The following is an 18,982-nucleotide window of genomic DNA, read 5'->3' on the forward strand; positions in this document are numbered from 1 at the left end:
TACAATATGGACAAATACAATACTTGTAACTATTTTTAGTTTATCATAGCGTAGTAAATCAAATCGTTTTAGTAAACCTCTTACCACATAACATACTATTACTATAAGATTTGAACATTATTATTTTACCAATTTATTATGCATGCATAATAAATTTTCTTATATTTGGGAACCAACTAACAGAGTATGAAAGAAGCAACGATAGATTATGCGTTGAGAGCTACATGGCAAGCAGTAGCTAGAATGTATAATGAAGAAGCAAAGAATTTTGATTCTACTATGGCTGTTGGTTTTACCTTATTGAGTATCGATCCAAAAACAGGCACACCTTCTACTTCCTTAGGTCCAAAAATGGGAATGGAAGCGACTAGCCTTTCTAGGATTCTAAAAAGTATGGAAAAAAAAGGTCTTATATTAAGAAAACCTAACCCTAACGATGGCAGAGGTGTTCTTATTTATTTAACGGACTTCGGGCTTGAAAAAAGGAACGATTCTAAAAACACTGTTCTTAGGTTTAACGAGGCAGTAAAAAATGAAGTTACCGATGAAAAATTAGAAAGTTTTTTTGAAGTTACAGATGCCATCAATAAACTGATTGCAGACAAGAAATTATTTTAATACAACTTATCAAATTAATACAGTATAAATTACATGAACAAGCACATTAAAAAAATAGCGGTAATTGGCTCAGGAATAATGGGTAGCGGTATAGCCTGTCATTTTGCAAATATTGGCGTAGAGGTTTTATTGTTAGATATTGTTCCTAGAGAACTTAATGACAAAGAGAAAGCGAAAGGTTTAACCTTGCAAGACAAGGTAGTTCGCAATAGAATGGTAAATGACTCTTTAACGGCAGCGTTGAAATCTAAGCCATCACCTATCTATCATCAAAATTTCGCAAACCGTATTACTACGGGTAATATGGAAGATGATATTTCAAAAATATCTAAAGTTGATTGGATTATTGAAGTTGTAGTTGAACGATTAGATATTAAAAAACAAGTTTTTGAAAATATTGAAAAGTACCGTACTCCGGGTACTTTAATTACCTCTAACACTTCTGGTATTCCTATCAAATTTATGTCTGAAGGTAGAAGTGATGACTTTCAAAAGCATTTTTGTGGTACGCACTTTTTTAACCCTGCACGATATTTAAAACTTTTTGAAATCATCCCTGGTCCAAAAACAGATGCTGATGTATTGAGCTTCTTAAATGGATACGGAGAAAAATTCTTAGGTAAGACTTCTGTAGTTGCCAAAGATACTCCTGCTTTTATAGGTAATAGAATTGGAATTTTTAGCATTCAAAGCCTTTTCCATATGGTAAAGGAAATGGATATGACTGTTGAAGAGGTTGATAAGCTTACCGGTCCTGTAATCGGTAGACCAAAATCTGCTACATTTAGAACTGTTGACGTTGTTGGTTTAGATACTTTGGTACATGTAGCTAATGGTATATATGATAACTGTAAAGATGATGAACGTCTTGATTTGTTTAAACTACCTGGTTTCATCAATACCATGATGGAAAACAAATGGCTGGGAAGTAAAACAGGTCAAGGATTTTACAAAAAAGATAGTGACGCTAAAGGTAATACTGAAATATTAACGCTTGATTTAGATTCGATGGAATATCGTTCTAAAAAAAGCGCAAAATTTGCCATGTTAGAATTAACGAAAACGGTTGATAAAGTTGTAGATCGCTTTGCTGTTCTTTGTGGCGGAAAAGATAAAGCTGGTGAGTTCTACCGTAAGAGTTTCGGACAGTTGTTCGCTTACGTTTCTCATAGAATACCTGAAATTACAGATGAACTTTATAAGATAGATGATGCCATGAAAGCTGGTTTTGGCTGGGAACATGGTCCGTTTCAAATTTGGGATGCCGTTGGTTTAGACAAAGGTCTAGAATTTATTAAAGCTGAAGGCCTAGAAGCTGCTGCTTGGGTTCAAGAAATGAAATCTGCCGGTAAGAATTCTTTTTACGCTGTAAAAGAAGGTAGTACCTATTTTTATGATATTCCGAAAAAATCTTTAGAAAAAATTCCTGGTCAAGATTCATTTATCATATTAGATAATATTAGAAAATCTAAAGAAGTATTTAAAAATGCCGGTGTTGTTGTAGAAGATTTAGGTGACGGAATTTTGAATGTTGAATTCCAATCGAAAATGAATACCATTGGTGGTGATGTTTTAGCTGGCTTGAATAAAGCAATAGACATGGCCGAAAAAGATTTTCAAGGTTTGGTCGTTGGTAACCAAGCACCGAATTTCTCTGTAGGAGCTAATATTGGTATGATTTTCATGATGGCAGTCGAGCAAGAATATGACGAGCTGAACATGGCTATTAAAATGTTCCAAGATACGATGATGCGTATGCGTTATTCTTCTATTCCGACAATTTCTGCACCACATGGTATGGCATTAGGTGGTGGTTGTGAAATATCATTACATGCAGATAAAGTTGTTGCTGCGGCTGAAACTTATATGGGACTTGTAGAATTTGGAGTTGGTGTTCTTCCTGGTGGAGGTGGCTCTAAAGAGATGGCCTTACGTGCTCAAGATACCTTTAAAAAAGGTGATGTTGAATTAAACGTTTTGCAAGAATATTTCTTAACTATAGGTATGGCAAAAGTTTCTACTTCAGCTTACGAAGCTTTTGATTTAGGATTGCTTCAAAAAGGAAAAGATGTTGTAGTCGTTAATAAAGACCGTCAAATAGCAACTGCCAAAGCGCATGCTATTTTAATGGCAGAATCTGGATATACACAACCAGCAGCTCGCAACGATATTAAGGTATTAGGTAAACAAGCGTTAGGTATGTTTGTGGTAGGTACAGATGCTATGGAAGCTAGCCACTATATTAGTGAACATGATAAGAAAATTGCAAATAAGCTTGCTTATGTAATGGCGGGTGGTGATTTATCAGAACCTACATTAGTATCTGAGCAATATCTATTAGATATAGAGCGTGAAGCTTTCTTATCATTATGTACTGAGAGAAAAACTCTAGAACGTATTCAGCATATGTTGAAAACGGGTAAGCCATTACGTAACTAAAATTGCGTAACTGTCAGCCTGTAGCAATTAGCTATCGGTCTATTATAAAACAACAATTAAATGCTAATAGCTAAAAGCTAATAGCCAAAAGCATAAAAAATGAAAACTGCATATATAGTAAAAGGATATAGAACTGCTGTTGGAAAAGCTCCGAAGGGTGTTTTCCGTTTTAAGCGAACAGATGAATTGGCTGCCGAAACCATCGAATATATGATGAAGGAATTGCCACAATTCGACAAAAAACGTATTGATGATGTCATCGTAGGTAATGCGATGCCTGAGGGTTCTCAAGGTTTGAACATGGCAAGACTAATTTCATTAATGGGATTGGATATTGTTGATGTACCGGGCGTAACCGTAAATCGATTCTGTGCATCAGGATTGGAAACTATTGGTATTGCCGCAGCTAAAATTCAAGCTGGTATGGCAGATTGTATTATTGCTGGTGGTGCCGAAAGTATGAGCTCTGTTCCTATGACGGGTAATAAGCCAGAACTGAACTACGATTTAGCAAATTCTGGTCATGAAGATTATTACTGGGGAATGGGAAATACTGCTGAAGCTGTAGCAAATGAATATAAAGTATCTCGTGAAGATCAAGATATGTTTGCTTACAATTCTCATATGAAAGCTTTAAAAGCACAAGCAGAAGACCGTTTTCAAAGTCAGATAGCACCAATTGAAGTTGAGGAAACATATTTAGATGCTAACGGAAAAAAAGCACATCGTAAATATACAGTAACCAAAGATGAAGGTCCGAGAAAAGGAACTTCTGTAGAGGTTTTGAATAAACTTCGCCCAGTTTTTGCTGCTGGCGGAAGTGTAACTGCTGGTAACTCATCTCAAATGAGTGATGGTGCAGCATTTGTTTTGATAATGAGTGAAGAAATGGTGAAAGAATTAAATCTTGAACCGATCGCTCGTTTAGTAAACTATGCAGCCGCTGGTGTACCACCTAGAATAATGGGTATTGGTCCTATCGCTGCTATACCAAAGGCATTAAAACAAGCAGATTTAAAACTAAATGATATTGGTTTAATAGAATTGAATGAAGCTTTCGCTTCACAATCTTTGGCAGTAATGCGTGAATTGAATATCAATCAAGACATCGTAAACGTAAATGGTGGTGCAATTGCACTTGGTCATCCATTAGGATGTACAGGAGCAAAATTATCAGTACAGTTATTTGATGAGATGCGTAAAAGAAATATGCAAGGTAAATACGGTATGGTAACCATGTGCGTAGGTACAGGTCAAGGAGCCGCCGGAATATTTGAATTTTTAAATTAACAATTTTCACTAATTAATATTACAGTGTTTACTTAATACTTGATACTAATTACTTTATACTAAATACTATTAACAACATGAGTACAGATACAGTAAAAAAAGACATTCTTAGAGGAGGACAGTTCCTTGTTAAAGAAACCAATTGTGAAGATGTTTTCACATTAGAAGATTTGAATGAAGAGCAACGCATGATGCGTGAGAGTACCAGAGAATTCGTAGACAGAGAACTTTGGGCACATTGGGAGCGTTTTGAGAATAAAGACTACGCTTTTACTGAAGAAACCATGCGTAAAGCTGGTGAATTAGGATTATTAAGTGTAGCTGTACCGGAATCATACGGTGGTATGGGTATGGGGTTCGTTTCTACCATGTTAGTTTGTGATTACATTTCAGGTGCAACTGGTTCTTTCAGTACTGCTTTTGGAGCACATACTGGTATTGGAACTATGCCAATTACGCTTTATGGTTCTGAGGAGCAAAAACAAAAATATGTACCAAGATTAGCTTCTGGAGAATGGTTCGGCGCTTACTGCCTTACTGAGCCAGGTGCTGGTTCTGATGCTAACTCAGGAAAAACTAAAGCTGTTCTTTCTGCAGATGGTAAATCATACAGTATTACAGGTCAGAAAATGTGGATTTCTAACGCAGGTTTCTGTAATATGTTTATCGTATTTGCTCGTATTGAAGATGATAAAAATATTACTGGTTTCATTGTAGAAAATGACCCAAGTAACGGTATTACTTTAGGTGACGAAGAAAAGAAATTAGGTATTCACTCCTCTTCTACTCGTCAGGTATTCTTTAACGAAACTAAAGTTTCTGTGGAGAATATGTTATCTGAAAGAGGTAACGGATTCAAAATTGCAATGAATGCATTGAACGTTGGTCGTATTAAATTAGCGGCTGCTTGTTTAGATGCGCAAAGAAGAGTTATCGGTGAGGCTACTAAATACGCCAACGAGCGTATTCAGTTCAAAACTCCGATTATAAACTTCGGAGCGATTAAATCTAAAATTGCCGAAATGGCAACTAGTGTATATGTTGATGAGTCTGCTAGTTACCGTGCTGCTAAAAACATAGAAGATCGTATTGCTATGCGTGAAGCTGAAGGTAATACACACCAAGAGGCTGAACTTAAAGGTGTTGAAGAATATGCTATCGAATGTTCAATTCTTAAAGTAGCTGTATCTGAAGATTGTCAAAACACTACTGATGAAGGTATTCAGATTTTTGGTGGTATGGGCTTTAGTGCTGATACTCCGATGGAATCTGCTTGGAGAGATTCAAGAATTGCACGTATCTATGAAGGTACTAACGAAATCAACAGAATGTTGGCAGTAGGTATGCTTGTGAAAAAAGCAATGAAAGGTCATGTTGATCTTTTAGGTCCTGCTACTGCTGTTGGTGAAGAGCTTATGGGTATTCCTTCTTTCGATACTCCTGATTTTTCTGAACTATTCGCTGAAGAAAAAGATATCTTAAAAAGACTTAAGAAGGTTTTCTTAATGGTTGCTGGATCTGCGGTACAGAAATACGGTGCAGAATTAGAAAATCACCAACAATTAATGTTGGCTGCTTCTGATATTCTTATTGAAGTATATATGGCAGAATCTGCTTTATTACGTACCGAGAAAAATGCAAAACGATTTGGCGAAGAAGCACAAGCTACTCAAATTGCCATGTCTAGATTATATTTGTTCAATGCTACTGAAACCATCATAAATAAAGGTAAAGAAGCTATCGTTTCTTTTGCTGAAGGTGATGAACAAAGAATGATGTTAATGGGACTTAAACGTTTCACTAAATATACAAATTACCCTAATGTAGTGGCTTTACGCACGCAAATTGCTGATAAAGTTTCTGCAGATAACGGTTATACGTTTGACTAATTCAGATTACCTTTTGTTGTTTGGTAACTTGAATATTAAACCGTCGCAATTGGGGCGGTTTTTTTGTTTGGTAAATATTGATATTGCGACTACTTTTAACTATGCATAAAAAATTACTAGAACAAGTTTATAAAGCTTCCGATTTTAATTCAAATGGTCATATTCTAATCGACCAATTGACTTCTCACTTAGAGGATAAAACGAATGCTTCTTCTCGTAATGCCATTAACTGGAACGAACCTGAAAAGGAATTAGAATTCTGGAAGAATTTTTTAACTGACGGGGATAAAAAAGACCTTTTTTCAGAAATAACAAAACGTACCACCTACGTACACCACCCGCATTATATGGGACATCAAGTGAGTCCGCCTGCTCCCATTACTGCACTTACTGGTCTAATTAGTTCCTTATTAAATAATGGTACTGCGGTATATGAGATGGGTATGTCTTCAAATGCTATTGAACGTATTATTATAGAATTACTTTGTAAGAAAACTGGTTTTGATGACAACTCTGGGGGATTCTTAACTTCTGGCGGAACTTTAGCGAATTTAACGGCATTATTAAGTGCGCGAAAAGCGATTACCAAAAGAGATATTTGGAACGAGGGCAACCAAAATCAACTAGGTATTATGGTAAGCGAAGAAGCGCATTATTGCGTTGATCGTGCCGCAAGAATTATAGGATTGGGCGACCAAGGAATTATAAAAGTTCCAGTAACCAAAGAATTTAAAATGGATACCGACTTACTGGAATCTAAATTCAAAGAAGCTCAAGAAAAGGGAATTGAAATATTCGCTATTATTGGTAGTGCCCCTTCTACTGCTACGGGTATTTTTGATGACTTAGAAGTGATTGGAGAATTTGCTAAAAAACAAAATATTTGGTTTCATGTTGACGGCGCACATGGCGGAGCAGGTATATTTTCAAAAAAATACAAACACACTCTTAAGGGTATTGAATTGGCGGATTCTGTGGTAATCGATGGTCATAAGATGATGATGATGCCAGCGCTAACTACTGCCCTAATCTATAAAAACGTCGTATATGCTAACGCCACTTTTAGCCAAAAAGCAGATTACTTACTTACAGATTCTGAACATGAAGATTGGTACAACTCTGGTAAACGAACGTTTGAATGCACCAAAAACATGATGAGCATTCACTGGTTTACCCTGCTAAAATTATACGGAGAAGAAGTTTTTGACGCCAATGTTACCCACCTTTACGATTTAGGTGTTCTTTTTGCTCAGCTTATTGAGAAAGAGCCAAATTTTCAACTAGCGCTACAACCAATGTCCAATATTGTTTGTTTTAGGTATTGCCCTGCTGATATGGACGAAGAACATATAAACGCTCTTAATGCAAAAATTCGCCAATCTCTTTTAGAAGACGGCGAATTTTATATTGTACAAACGAAACTTAAAGGTACACATTACATGCGTATTACGGTTATGAATCCGTTTACAACTGATCAACATTTTAAGGCCTTAATCAAAAAGATTAAGTCCTTTGCTAATCGGTAATTATTCCCTTAAAGATTCGAGCATTTGATCTTCACTTTCTTTTTTAGAGAAGTTAATTGCACATTCTATTAACGCTAAATGCGAATAAGCTTGTGGGAAGTTGCCTAATAATCTTTTTGTCTTAAAATCAATATCTTCACTAAAGAGACCTAAATGATTACTATAACTCAATAATCGCTCAAAATACTCTAACGCCTTCTCTCGTTCCCCTATTTTAAACAAGCTATTTATGTACCAAAATGTACATACGGTAAATGATGATGAAGGCAAACCAAAGTCATCTTCATTTTTATAACGATAAAGCAATCCGTCATTGTTCAACTCCCTCCCTATGGCATTAACGGTACTTATATATCGTTTATCTTTTGCGTTCACACATCCGTAAGATTCCATTAACAATACTGAAGCATCTAATTCTTTAGATCCGTAAGACTGCGTGTATGCACCAACTTCATCGTTCCAGGCATTATCATATATATCTTTCCAGATTTCTTCCCTAATAGGCTCCCACTTCTCTATTTTATGCTTTTTACCAAGCATTTCCGCCACTTTTATAGCACGATCTAAGGCTGTCCAGCATAATACTTTTGAGAATGTAAAATGTCTATCTTCTGTTCTGAACTCCCAAATACCTTTATCGGCATCCTTCCAATTGTTACTCACTATCCAAACGATTCCTTTGGTAATCGCCCATAAATCTTCACCATTATCGATATCGACACTGAATTTTACCATTTGCTCGTAGATAACATCCATCAGAATACCATAAATATCGTTCTGCTTTTGGTGATATGCCGCATTACCAATACGTACCGGTTTTGAGCCCTTATAACCTGATAAATGTTCGAGCGTTTCTTCGGTCAGTTTTTTCTCTTTATTGATGCCGTACATAATCTGAAGCTTCTCTGCTTTATCCGGAATCAAATCAATAATAAACTGCAAATATCTTCTAGCCACATTCTTATGTCCTAATTCTGATACTACTTTTATTACCATTGATGCATCGCGGATCCAACAAAAACGGTAATCCCAATTACGCACTTCGCCTATTGTCTCTGGTAATGATGTTGTCGCTGCTGCTAATACCGCTCCTGTTTTATCATAACTTAATAGCTTCAATGTCAAGGCACTTCTAGAAATTTCTTCGTTGAATTTCTTATAGGTAGGTGTCAAATTTGACCAATTCAACCAATACACCTTTGTGTTCTGCAATTCTAGATAAACTCTTTCTGTAGTAGGTAATAACAACTTTTCGTTGTAACCCATTAACATGAACTCATCTTGGGTAAGCGCTATCTCTACACTATTAACAACAGATTCCTTATCAAGTGAGGTATATAAGAATACGGTATCGAATTTAACATCATGTGTAAGGCTGGCAATGAAGTCTTTTTTAATAAAAGTTTCTGTCGTGCCCATTGCATACTCCAGCTTTGGATCATAGAGTACCGAAAAACTTGGTTTTCCTGAAATATATTTAAAATAGCGTACCAACTCTGGCGGAGAATGATATGCATTACCCTCTTTACGGTACCTTGGCATAAAATCGTGTATCTCAAAATGGTCATTGCCAGATTTGAAAGATGTGATTAATATATTCGTATACTGTTGATATTTTTGGGTGATTGTGTAACTGTCAGCCACATTTATTTCAAAACTACCGCCAATTTCTTCGTCCAATAGTTTAGCGAAAACTGACGGACTATCGAATTCTGGCAAACAACACCAGTCGATACCTCCTATCTTTGAAATTAATGCTGCACTTCTGCAATTCCCTATTATTCCGTAGTCTAAATTATCCATTCAATAAAAATGTTGATTCATATGAGGTTTCAATTGGTATTGCCCTCCTTTTTCCAGAAATTTAGAGAAATAATTATCAAGAAGTAGCAAAAAAATCTCTTTTATGGCTAAAACTATCATTATCTCAAATAGACTACCTGTACAATTACAAATTAGCAATGGAGGCATTACTGCAGTGCCAAGTGTTGGCGGTTTGGCTACTGGAATGAAATCTGTACACTCTGGCGGAGATAGCCTTTGGATCGGTTGGAGCGGACTTACAGATGAAGAAATACCCGAAGAATTGATTCCTGAAATCGATAGCGCATTAGCGAAACATGGATCTTCTAAAGTAAATCTTACGGAAAAAGAAGTAGATGGTTTTTACTACGGATTCAGTAATAGAACCATATGGCCATTATTCCATTACTTCTTAGAATATTCTGAATTCGAACTAGAAAGTTGGGAAGTCTATAAAGCAGTTAACCAAAAATTCGCAGATGCTATTCTCGCAAAAGCAGATAATGATGATACAATTTGGATTCATGACTATCAATTAATGTTGGTACCGCAAATGGTTCGTGCCCAAAGACCAGATATTTCCATCGGATTCTTTTTACACATACCTTTTCCATCTTACGAGATATTTAGAACGCTCCCTTGGCGTAAAGAAGTATTACAAGGTTTATTAGGTTCAGATTTAATTGGTTTTCATACGTATGACTATGAACGTCACTTTTTAAGCTCAGTACGAAGGTTACTAGGTTTAGAGGTGAGCTTCAATGATATCTACTTAGATGATAGGGTAATTAAAGTAGATTCCTTCCCTATGGGAATCGACTATAAGAAATTCAGCGATGCTGCCAAAGAACATTCGCAACGTAGCGAAGACGAAAAATCTGAACTACAAAAACGATTGGATACTCATAAGAAATCGGCACCTGATGCTAAATTCTTTTTATCTATCGACCGCTTAGATTATACAAAAGGTATTGCGAAACGATTAAAGGCGTTTGAGTACTTCTTAAATAAATATCCGCAGTATAAAGAGAAGGTCCGTTTAATTATTCTTGCTGTACCTTCAAGGTCAAACGTACCGCAGTATCAATTATTAAAACGTGAGATAGATGAATTGGTCGGTAGAATAAACGGAGAGCTTTCAACAGTAAGCTGGACACCTATTTGGTATTTCTATAGATCGATGCCTTTTGAAAACTTAATTGATTTATATACGTCTTCTGATATTGCTTGGTTAACGCCTATTAGAGATGGTATGAATTTGGTAGCCAAAGAATACATTGCTACTAGAACGGATAAAACGGGAGTGCTTATTCTTAGTGAAATGGCCGGTTCTGCCAATGAAATGAATGAATCATTATTAATTAACCCTAATAACTTTGAACAAATAGCAGATGCACTTTTTGAGGCTATCAACATTCCAAAAGAAGAACAAATTTCTAGAAACACGTTATTGCAAAAAAGATTGGAGCGCTATAATGTGGAAAAATGGGCGAACGACTTCATGAATTCATTAGTCGGACAAAAAGAAAAAGACCAAACTTCTAAGTCACGTAAATTATCTGTAGATATTATGGATACGGTTATGGATGATTATAACAAAGCCAAAAGAAGATTAGTATTTTTAGACTATGACGGTACATTAGCAGGTTTTCATGCTGATCCACAAAAAGCATCGCCAGACGAAGAATTATACAAACTACTTGATGCGATTTCTTCTCAACCAAACACTGATATGTATTTAATTAGTGGACGAGATAAAGAAACATTTACCAAGTGGTTTTTGCCTAAAAAATACAACATGATTGTTGAACATGGCGTATGGATCTCTCAAGGTGGTGAAGAATTCAGGATGCTAGAAACGGTGAAAAAAGACTGGATGGAGAAAATTTTACCGGTTTTAGAATCTTTTGTTGACCGTACGCCTGGTAGTTTTATTGAAGAGAAAAATTACTCTTTAGCATGGCATTACAGAAAAACAGATCCAGATTTTGGTCAAAAGCGTTCTGTTGAATTAAATACGGTATTGACAAGTCTTATTGCCAATGACGACCTAAGTGTATTAAATGGCAACAAGGTGATGGAAATTAAAAGTAGTAATGTAAATAAAGGTCGAGCTTCTATGCGCGTGTATACTGAACATGAGTACGATTTTGTATTTGCTATTGGTGATGATTGGACCGATGAATTCATGTTTCAAGAATTACCTGAAGATTCTATTACGGTAAAAGTAGGTCGTCAAAAAACACAGGCAAGATACTTTGTTGACAACACTAAAAATGTGCGTACAATTTTGAAGAGATTTGCCGACAAAGAATAAACATGCTTACCAACTAACCTTATTACTATGAAACAAATTTACAACCTCGTGTTTGTAGGTATTTTTTGCTGCCTTACTACTTTTGCCCAACAAGGCACCGAAGTTTATGTAGCAAATTTAGATTTGAGTACTGATAGTTTGAAGATTAATGAGTTTATCAACATTTCTTATAATGAAGGTTATGATAATCAGCCTTCATTTTTTACTAATGAGAAAATTCTGTTCGCATCGACTAGAAATAACCAAACTGATATCGCTCTTTATGATGTAAAGGATAAAACAACTACTTGGCTCTCTAACACACCACATGGCAGTGAATATTCTCCATTAAAAATTCCGGGTAGAGATGCCGTTTCTGCTGTTCGTTTAGATGAAGATGGGTTACAACGTTTATACGAGTATGATTTAAATACAGGTGACTCTAAAATTTTATTACCAGATTTAAAAGTGGGTTACCATGTTTGGTTTTCTAGTGATATTATTGTTTGCACGGTTTTGATTGAAAATCGTATGGATTTGGTGGTGTATAACTTAAAAGAGAACACCCATTATACTGCACAGAAGAATGTGGGTCGATCGTTGCATAAAATTCCCGATACAGAGCTAATAAGTTTTATAGCAAAAGATGGTGAGAATGCCACAATTACATCACTAAATCCTAATTCTAAAGAAAAAAAGGTTATTACAACCCTTTTAGGAGATTCTGAAGATGTCACTTGGACTACAGATGGAAGCTTAATTACTGCGTATAACAAATATCTGTTCTCCTTTAAGCCATCAATCGATGCTGAGTGGAAATCAATGTTTGAATTTCAACAAACTGATATTCATGGTATTTCTAGACTAGCCGTAAGCTCTAATGGAAAAAGTATTTCTTTTGTTTCTAAAGATGCTCCAGATAAAATTGTACAGAAGCAAGTAGAATCTTTTAATGCGCGAGATTTAGAAGCATTCGCCAATTGTTATTCAAAAGATGTTGTGGTGAAAAATTTTCCCTCAGATACACTGTATATTGGAAGACAACAATTAAAAGAGAACTACAAAGCTTTTTACAGTAGAACACCTTCCATAGAAGTTAAGGTATCTTCAAGAATTATAATTAACACTACTGTTATTGACCAAGAAATTGTTTCTATTGGCGACAAACAAAAACAACAAGTGGCCATTTATGAAACTGACGGACTCATTAAAACCATGACTTTTATCAGGGATAAAAAAACGATTATTAATACAGAAGTTATTGTTCAAAAACAACTTGACGCTTATAACAAAAGAGATCTTGAAGGTTTTTTAAATACCTACTCCAAAACAGCTAAAATATATAGTTACTCGGGAGAATTAAGATCAGAAGGTACAGATGCAATGCGAAAAGGCTACGCTGATTTGTTTAATTCTACCCCTGATTTACATTGCGAAATTCTCAATAGAATTGTCATTGGCAATACCGTTATCGATGAAGAGTCAATAACTGCAGATGGTAAAATTATCTCTGCCGTATTAGTCTATGAAGTTGAAAATGATAAGATAATTAAAGCCACAATTATCAGATAATCTCTTGAAACAAAAGCTACATATTCTCCCCATTATTATTCTCTCGCAATTTGCCTGTACCTCTACTTGGTTTGCTGGGAATGCGATTTTAGAATCCTTGACAAAAAAGTTAGATTTTGGTCCAGATATTATTAGTTACGTAATCTCTTCGGTACAATTCGGATTCATCATCGGGACCCTATTATTTGGGATTCTAATGATTGCTGATCGGTTTTCTCCTTCTAGAGTATTTATGATTTGCGCCTTTCTAGCATCCCTTTCTAATCTAACATTGATCTATCCTGAATTGAATGTGGGTGGTTTACTATTCGCCAGATTTAGCACTGGTTTTTTTCTAGCCGGTATTTATCCCGTAGGAATGAAAATAGCTGCAGATTACTTCGAAAAAGGACTTGGTAAAGCATTGGGGTTTTTAGTCGGAGCATTAGTTCTAGGCACCGCTTTTCCTTTTTTAATTAAAGGAAGCCCTTTGGCAAGTCATCCAGACAAGGTTATAATGTTAACCTCTGGTATTACCGCGTTGGGCGGACTATTACTCTTCTTACTCGTACCCAACGGTCCGTATCGAGTGGCAAGTGCTACGTTAAAATTTGATGCAGGACCAAAGCTTTTTAAAAACTTCGAATTTAAAAAAGCTGCTTTTGGCTATTTCGGTCACATGTGGGAACTCTATGCTTTTTGGGCTTTTACACCTATTGCCATTCAGTATTTTGCGATTCAATCAGGAAGTGATATTTCTGTATCACTTTGGTCAGGAATCGTAATTGCCCTCGGCGGATTATCTTGCGCCTACGGTGGACTACTTTCGCAACGGATAGGTAGTAAAAAAGTAGCGCTTATAGCATTAGTAGCATCGGGACTCCTATGTTTAATTTCTCCATTTCTATTTTTACTTCCAATGTATGTATTCTTGGCAGGTTGGTGTTTATGGGGCATTGCTGTTACCGCAGATTCACCTCAATTCTCAAACTTGGTGGCATCAGCCGTAGCACCCGAATTAAAAGGTACTGCACTTACACTTGTAAATTGTATTGGTTTTGCCATTACTATTATAAGTATTCAACTTCTAGGATCACTTCAATCGATCATCTCTATTGATCTTTTATTTATTCCTTTAGCCATTGGTCCGTTGTTGGGTGTATCCTCTTTATTATCTAAAAATAAAAACGGCAGAAATACTCAAAATTGAGATCCTGATTCACCTTATCCTATGAATTGCATTACCTATTTTTAATCCTATTTAAATAATACTATACGCTCCCATAATTTAGTACATGAAATTATGGTCAACCCTATATTTTACTTAATTTTAGAAACCTATTACCCAAACTAACTTTACTCATAAAAAAATTTTGAAATGAAAAAATTGTTACTGCTTACCTTATTAACATCAACCATAACCTTATCTGCACAAACCGACCAACCTATTTACGACATTATCGATGCCGTTTCTGCCGAGAGAATAGAAAACGATGTTACTAAACTTGCCAATTTCGGCACTAGGCATACCTTAAGCGATACTGTTTCAACGACAAGAGGCATTGGTGCAGCAAGACGGTGGATCAAAAGCGAATTCGAAAAAACAGCTGCTGAATGTAATGGGTGTTTAAATGTTTTCTTTCAAAAAGACTTAGTTAAAAAAGGTGCTAATGACCGTATTATAAAAGATGTAGAAGTAGTTAACGTACTTGCTATTCAAAAAGGGACAAAATACCCTAATCGCTATATTATTATGAGTGGCGATATCGATTCTCGTGTTAGCGATCCAACAAATTTCACCGATAATTCTCCTGGTGCAAATGATAACGCCAGCGGTATGGCAGGTACTATTGAAGCTGCCCGTGTATTATCTAAATATAAATTCGAGAATAGCATTATCTATATGGGACTTTCAGGTGAAGAACAAGGTCTTTTCGGCGGTAGCGGTATTGCGCAATACGCAAAAGATAAAGGCTGGGAAGTTATCGGTATTTTTAATAATGATATGATCGGTAATATAACAGGTGTCGATGGCACTGTTAGTAATGTAGATTTTAGAATTTTCTCTGAACCAGTACCACCGACAGAAACTGAAGAACAGCGCAAGGCAAGACGTTTCTATGGTGGCGAAGTTGACGGAATTTCTAGACAATTAGCACGATACGTTCATAAAAACGTGAAGCAGTACATGCCAGAAATGAACCCAATAATGATTTATCGTTTAGATCGTTTTGGTCGTGGTGGGCACCATAGACCTTTTAACGATGCAGGTTTCCCCGGTATTCGTATTATGGAAGCTCATGAGAACTACACACAACAACATCAAGATATTCGTGTTGAAGATGGTATTGCCTATGGTGATGTTCTAGAACATGTAAACTTTGAGTATGCAGCTAAATTAACTGCTGTAAACGCTATAAACTTAGCATCTATAGCATGGGCACCTTCTGCACCAGAAACGGTTAAAATAGGTGGTATTGTTGAGCCAGCAGCAAAATTTCAATGGAGTAAGGTTGATGGCGCAAAAGGATATAAAATATATTGGAGAGATACTACATCCCCAACTTGGGATCATAGTAGATATGTTGGTGATGTTTCTGAATTCTTATTAGAGGGAATTGTTATCGATAATTTTTTCTTCGGAGTATCAGCTGTTGGCGAAAACGGATTTGAGAGTCCGGTTGTGTTCCCAAATGGAATTTTTAGATAGACCTTATATATATTAGACATGAACAAACTACTTGTTGCCTTTACTCTGGGGATATTCACTTTTTCTCAAGCACAGACCTTTACCGAACAAGATACGCTTAGAGGTAGCATTACCCCTGAACGTGAATGGTGGGATTTGAATTACTATCACCTAGATATTGATGTAAATGCCGATGATAAATTTATTTCTGGCTGTAATACCATTCGCTATAAGGTTTTAAAGCCTCATCAGGTGCTACAAGTGGATCTTCAACCACCATTGCGCATTGAGAAAGTGACGCAAGATGGTGTCGAACTTGAAGTGACGAATAATATAAATGCTCATTTTATACAATTGACCAAACCTCAGAAAGTAGGCGAGTTAAATGAGGTTGTGGTTACTTATTCAGGTCACCCAAAAGAAGCAGTTAATGCCCCATGGGATGGCGGATTCTCATGGAAAAAAGATGCTAACGGTAAAGATTTCGTTGCTACTTCTTGCCAAGGTTTAGGGGCTAGCGTTTGGTGGCCGAACAAAGATCACATGTACGACGAGGTTGATAGTATGTTGATTAGTGTAAAAGCACCAAAGGGATTAATGAACGTCTCTAATGGGCGTCTTAGAAGTATTGACAAGGAAACTAATACCTATAATTGGTTTGTTTCTAATCCTATCAACAACTATGGTGTTAATGTAAATATTGGTGATTATATACATTTCGATGAAATATATCAAGGAGAAAAAGGTGTACTTGACATGGATTATTATGTTCTAAAAGATAATCTAGAGAAAGCTGAAGTACATTTTAAGGATGCCCCTAAAATGATGCAAGCCTTTGAATACTGGTTCGGACCCTACCCTTTTTATGAGGACTCATTTAAATTGGTAGAAGTTCCTTACTTGGGTATGGAACACCAAAGCTCTGTTACTTATGGCAATCAATATAAAAAAGGATATTTAGGCAGAGATTTATCAGGTACCGGTTGGGGACTTAAGTTCGATTTTATTATTATTCATGAAGCCGGGCACGAATGGTTTGCAAATAATATTACCTATAAGGATGCTGCAGATATGTGGGTCCACGAAGGGTTTACCTGTTATTCCGAAAGTTTATTCTTAGACTACCATTACGGTACTGAAGCTGCAAATGCCTATGTTCAGGGTATTAGAAACAACATCAGAAATGATAAACCTATAATTGGTATTTATAATGTAAACCATGAAGGTAGCGGCGATATGTATTATAAAGGTTCTAATACTCTTCACACATTGCGACAGGTGGTAAATGATGATAGAAAATGGAGAACTATTCTACGTGGTCTTAATTCTGAATTCTATCATAAAACAGTTACTACCGACGAAATTGAGAAGGTAATCGGCATAGAAATGAAGCGCGATTTAAAACCCTTTTTTGATCAATACTTAAGAACGACCAAGATTCCTGTTTTTGAGTATAAGGTGAAAGGCAAAAAGCTATCATATCGTTTTACAAATACTGTAGAGAACTTCACCCTGCCTATAAAAGTATATATAGATGACATTCCTGTTTGGCTAGAACCAAGTAACGAATGGCAATCGGAAAAAATGAAAGGCAGCTTTGAAAACTTACGTGTAGATCCAAATTTTTATATTGAGATTAACCCTTAAAATTCACTTTACAATATATTAATTTTTAGCGTTCATCATAAATTAAATAGGATTAATTTCCTTTTTAAATTATGGTATTTTTACTGCATCTATTTGATAGGTCTCCATGAAAAAAACGCTTGCCAGATATAGAAATAGTGCCTTCAGAAGTTTTATTCGAAGGCATTCTAAATATGCGCCAATACTGTTCTTTATTGGAGGATTCATTTTTGACACCTTAACTTTAGGTCGTATTGACCGTACGTATGACCTCACGGTTTTATGTCTACACATGACCTCTTTATCTATTGCGCTTTACCTCTATAATTTAGCTGATGATGGTAAATGGAAAAATACTTTCTTAGACAGGTATGAAGAATATTTGCCTTTAGCTATTCAGTTCTTTTTCGGCGGATTATCAAGTGCCTATGTCATCTACTTCTCTAGAAGTGTTTCTTTATCTAAAACTGCATCATTCTTTATAATACTTGTGTTATTGCTTATTGCCAATGAGTTTCTTAAAAAAAGAATCTCTAATAAATATCTACAATTCGGAGTCTATTACTTTATTAGTTTCACTTTTTTCACATTTATGATTCCTGTTTTCTTGAAGGAACTAAATACCACCATATTCCTAATCTCTGGAGCAGCTAGTTTAGTTAGTACCCTAGTGCTTCTCACATTTATCTATAGCAAAAGTCCGAGTACTCGCAAAGAAATTAAGCTAGGCAAAATGATTGCCATTATATTGGCTATCTACGGTATTATTAATTTATTCTACTTCTTAAGATTAATACCACCGGTACCCCTGGCTTTAGACAAAGGTATTGTAGCTCATGATATCGTTTTAAAAAATGGCAAATATGAGGTAACCTATGAATCTGAAGAATCGCATATATTTTGGCGTAAGCACAAATTAGACTATAGCTACGTTCCTAATCAACGGGTCTATATATTTTCTTCAATATTCGCCCCTACAGATTTAAAGAAATCCATTTTTCATCGATGGAGAAGATACAATGATGACACCAAAGAATGGATAACCGTAGAAGATATTGGTTATGATATTACGGGTGGTAGAGATGGCGGCTTTAGAGGTTACACCTATAAGGCCAACGTTACGCCAGGTGAATGGGAAGTACAGGTTCTTACAGAAGAAGAGCAGGTTCTTGGGGTTATCGGGTTTCATATTAATCTTAGACAAGACGGCGAAGCCCTTAAACTAAAAATATCTAAATTCTAATTTAATATCATT

At 35.9% G+C, this 18,982-nt stretch carries 12 protein-coding genes; 11 read left to right on the forward strand and 1 reads right to left on the reverse strand.

Annotation, left to right across the window (positions count from 1 at the left end; all coding sequences use genetic code 11):
* Window positions 1–186: 186 nt before the first annotated feature.
* The 5 genes from ACPF9A_RS00505 (at window position 187) to ACPF9A_RS00525 (ending at window position 7,762) form a co-directional block, all read left to right on the forward strand.
* Window positions 187–618 carry a MarR family winged helix-turn-helix transcriptional regulator gene (locus tag ACPF9A_RS00505; protein WP_424000637.1) on the forward strand — a complete coding sequence of 144 codons (432 nt, stop codon included), beginning with the start codon at window positions 187–189 and terminating at the stop codon, window positions 616–618.
* A gap of 33 nt (window positions 619–651) precedes the next feature.
* On the forward strand, window positions 652–3,057 hold the full coding sequence (locus tag ACPF9A_RS00510; RefSeq protein ID WP_424000639.1) for a 3-hydroxyacyl-CoA dehydrogenase NAD-binding domain-containing protein: 2,406 nt from the start codon (window positions 652–654) through the stop codon (window positions 3,055–3,057).
* 99 nt (window positions 3,058–3,156) lie between these two features.
* A complete protein-coding gene (locus ACPF9A_RS00515; protein WP_424000641.1) occupies window positions 3,157–4,347 on the forward strand; it encodes an acetyl-CoA C-acyltransferase in 1,191 nt (396 codons plus the stop codon).
* Window positions 4,348–4,424: 77 nt separating this feature from the next.
* Window positions 4,425–6,236, forward strand: coding sequence for an acyl-CoA dehydrogenase family protein (locus ACPF9A_RS00520; RefSeq protein WP_424000643.1), 1,812 nt, complete (start codon window positions 4,425–4,427; stop codon window positions 6,234–6,236).
* Window positions 6,237–6,337: 101 nt separating this feature from the next.
* Complete coding sequence (locus ACPF9A_RS00525) at window positions 6,338–7,762, forward strand: pyridoxal phosphate-dependent decarboxylase family protein (protein ID WP_424000645.1); 1,425 nt, start codon at window positions 6,338–6,340, stop codon at window positions 7,760–7,762.
* On the opposite strand, the gene ACPF9A_RS00530 is transcribed toward ACPF9A_RS00525, so the two are convergent.
* Window positions 7,763–9,565: a glycoside hydrolase family 15 protein gene (locus tag ACPF9A_RS00530; RefSeq protein ID WP_424000647.1), complete on the reverse strand. Its 1,803-nt coding sequence runs from the start codon at window positions 9,563–9,565 to the stop codon at window positions 7,763–7,765.
* 103 nt (window positions 9,566–9,668) lie between these two features.
* Between ACPF9A_RS00530 and ACPF9A_RS00535 the strand changes: the two genes are divergently transcribed.
* The 6 genes from ACPF9A_RS00535 to ACPF9A_RS00560 all read left to right on the forward strand — a co-directional run bounded on the left by ACPF9A_RS00535 (window position 9,669) and on the right by ACPF9A_RS00560 (window position 18,970).
* Window positions 9,669–11,882 (forward strand): bifunctional alpha,alpha-trehalose-phosphate synthase (UDP-forming)/trehalose-phosphatase, encoded by a 2,214-nt coding sequence (locus tag ACPF9A_RS00535; protein WP_424000649.1) that lies wholly within the window; start codon window positions 9,669–9,671, stop codon window positions 11,880–11,882.
* A 27-nt stretch (window positions 11,883–11,909) separates the two neighbouring features.
* Entirely contained in the window at window positions 11,910–13,433 is a 1,524-nt protein-coding gene (locus ACPF9A_RS00540) for a nuclear transport factor 2 family protein (RefSeq protein WP_424000651.1), read from the forward strand.
* 4 nt (window positions 13,434–13,437) lie between these two features.
* Window positions 13,438–14,622, forward strand: coding sequence for an MFS transporter (locus tag ACPF9A_RS00545; RefSeq protein WP_424000653.1), 1,185 nt, complete (start codon window positions 13,438–13,440; stop codon window positions 14,620–14,622).
* A 168-nt stretch (window positions 14,623–14,790) separates the two neighbouring features.
* Window positions 14,791–16,122 carry a M28 family peptidase gene (locus ACPF9A_RS00550; RefSeq protein WP_424000655.1) on the forward strand — a complete coding sequence of 444 codons (1,332 nt, stop codon included), beginning with the start codon at window positions 14,791–14,793 and terminating at the stop codon, window positions 16,120–16,122.
* 18 nt (window positions 16,123–16,140) lie between these two features.
* The gene (locus tag ACPF9A_RS00555) at window positions 16,141–17,748 is read left to right on the forward strand and encodes a M1 family metallopeptidase (RefSeq protein WP_424000657.1); all 1,608 of its coding nucleotides are present in this window, start codon (window positions 16,141–16,143) and stop codon (window positions 17,746–17,748) included.
* Between the two features lie 106 nt (window positions 17,749–17,854).
* On the forward strand, window positions 17,855–18,970 hold the full coding sequence (locus ACPF9A_RS00560) for a DUF2914 domain-containing protein (protein ID WP_424000659.1): 1,116 nt from the start codon (window positions 17,855–17,857) through the stop codon (window positions 18,968–18,970).
* The last annotated feature ends 12 nt before the right edge of the window (window positions 18,971–18,982 follow it).

The organism is Maribacter sp. IgM3_T14_3 (genome assembly GCF_049603095.1).
Taxonomy (GTDB): Bacteria; Bacteroidota; Bacteroidia; order Flavobacteriales; family Flavobacteriaceae; genus Maribacter.